This is a genomic window from Vibrio sp. Vb0598 (assembly GCF_033338935.1).
GTDB classification, from domain to species: domain Bacteria; phylum Pseudomonadota; class Gammaproteobacteria; order Enterobacterales; family Vibrionaceae; genus Vibrio; species Vibrio alginolyticus.
The window spans coordinates 1-2,088 of sequence record NZ_JAWOTP010000056.1 but is presented as its reverse complement, the minus strand read 5'-3'; the positions used below and the strand labels follow the sequence as shown (position 1 = coordinate 2,088).

The 2,088-nt window shown below is 47.9% G+C and carries 3 protein-coding genes; all 3 read left to right on the top strand.

Features of this window, described 5'->3' with window-relative positions; genetic code table 11:
• On the top strand, positions 1-517 hold a 517-nt coding region (locus R7Q38_RS22810; RefSeq protein WP_318114386.1), incomplete at its 5' end, for an alpha-isopropylmalate synthase regulatory domain-containing protein.
• An 82-nt stretch (positions 518-599) separates the two neighbouring features.
• A complete protein-coding gene (gene leuB / locus R7Q38_RS22805; protein ID WP_318114385.1) occupies positions 600-1,691 on the top strand; it encodes a 3-isopropylmalate dehydrogenase in 1,092 nt (363 codons plus the stop codon).
• A gap of 90 nt (positions 1,692-1,781) precedes the next feature.
• A partial coding sequence (locus tag R7Q38_RS22800; protein ID WP_318114384.1) for an aconitase family protein occupies positions 1,782-2,088 on the top strand: 307 nt, incomplete at its 3' end.

The window sequence follows — 2,088 nt, the reverse complement described above, 5'->3', positions numbered from 1 at the left end:
GGGTTATAAAGAAGATGAGTACAACCTAGACGCACTGTACGCCGATTTCTTGAAACTGGCCGACCGTAAAGGCCAAGTGTTTGATTACGATTTGGAAGCGCTAATGCACTTCTCCAACTTACGTGAAGAAGATGACTTCTACAAGTTGAATTACCTAAGCGTGCAATCGGGCAGCGTGATGGCAACCACCAGCATCAAGATGCAATGTGGTGATGCGGAAATGTGTGAAGCGGCGGTCGGCAATGGTCCGGTTGATGCGCTATACCAATGTATCTACCGCGTGACAGGTTACGAGATCGTACTAGATAAATTCGATCTAACCGCAAAAGGTGAAGGTGAGGATGGTCTAGGTCAAGCAGACATCATTGCCAACTACAAAGGTAGAAAATACCACGGTACGGGCGTTTCAACCGATATCGTAGAAGCTTCTGGTCAAGCGCTATTGCATGTTATCAACAGCATCCATCGCGCAGACACCATTGCCGAGATGAAGCAGAAAAAGATTGCTACGGTATAGTCATGCTGAGCTTTATCGCTCAGAGACACACAACACGATTTCAAATAATTGAGCTCAAAAATTAGAAGATTAAAGGAATAACATGACAGACAAATCATACAAAATTGCCGTACTTCCTGGTGACGGCATCGGCCCAGAAGTGATGGCTCAAGCGCATAAAGTTCTGGATGCGATCGAGCAAAAACATGGCATCTCATTTGAGCGCGAAGAACATGATGTTGGTGGTATTGCTATCGATAATCATAGTTGCCCACTTCCAGAAAGTACGGTAACAGCGTGTGAAGAGTCTGACGCGGTTCTATTTGGTTCGGTTGGTGGCCCTAAGTGGGAACATTTGCCACCAAACGACCAGCCAGAGCGCGGTGCATTGCTGCCACTACGTAAGCACTTCCAACTGTTCTGTAACCTTCGTCCAGCGCAAATCCACGCAGGTCTAGAAGCTTTCTCACCGCTACGTGCAGACATCTCAGGTCGAGGCTTTGATATTGTCGTCGTACGCGAATTAACTGGTGGCATCTACTTCGGCCAACCGAAAGGCCGTGAGGGTGAAGGCGCTAACGAAAAAGCGTTTGATACCGAGGTGTACCACCGCTACGAAATCGAACGTATTGCAAAAATCGCGTTTGAATCTGCTCGTCTACGTCGTAAGAAAGTGTGCTCAATTGACAAAGCAAACGTTCTGCAGAGTTCTATCTTATGGCGTGAAGTTGTGGAAGAGATTGCCAAAGACTACCCAGATGTCGAGTTGTCTCACATGTACATCGACAACGCGACCATGCAGTTAATCAAAGACCCAGCCCAGTTTGACGTCATGTTATGTTCAAACATCTTTGGCGACATCATCTCTGATGAGTGTGCAATGATCACGGGCTCTATGGGCATGTTGCCTTCAGCAAGTCTTAACGAAAGCAAGTTCGGCCTATACGAGCCTGCCGGTGGCAGCGCACCAGATATCGCAGGCAAAAACATTGCTAACCCAGTTGCGCAGATCCTTTCTGCAGCACTGATGCTGCGTTACAGCCTTGGCGAAGAAGCTGCGGCGCAAGATATCGAATCCGCAGTATCTAAAGCACTTTCGGCAGGTGAGCTTACCGCAGACCTAGCAAGCGACAAGCCTGCACTGACGACATCAGAAATGGGTGACAAGATCGCTGAGTACATTTTGAACTCATAAACAGACTGACATTATAACTATAACTGTCGTTTGCCATCACCGCAGCGGATCATCCCGTTGCGGTGACAAGGACGACGAGGAAAGGAAGCAATGGGCCAAACACTATACGAAAAAGTCTACGACGCACACGTTGCAGTCGCGGCAGAAGGGGAAACCCCTATTCTTTATATTGATCGTCACTTGGTACACGAAGTGACCTCTCCACAAGCCTTTGATGGCTTGCGTGAAAAAGGCCGTAAAGTTCGTCAGGTTAGCAAAACGTTCGCCACGATGGATCACAACGTTTCGACCACAACCAAAGACATCAATGCCTCTGGCGAGATGGCGCGTATCCAAATGGAAACGCTATCGAAAAACTGCGAAGAGTTCGGTGTTACCCTTTACGACCTAAACCACA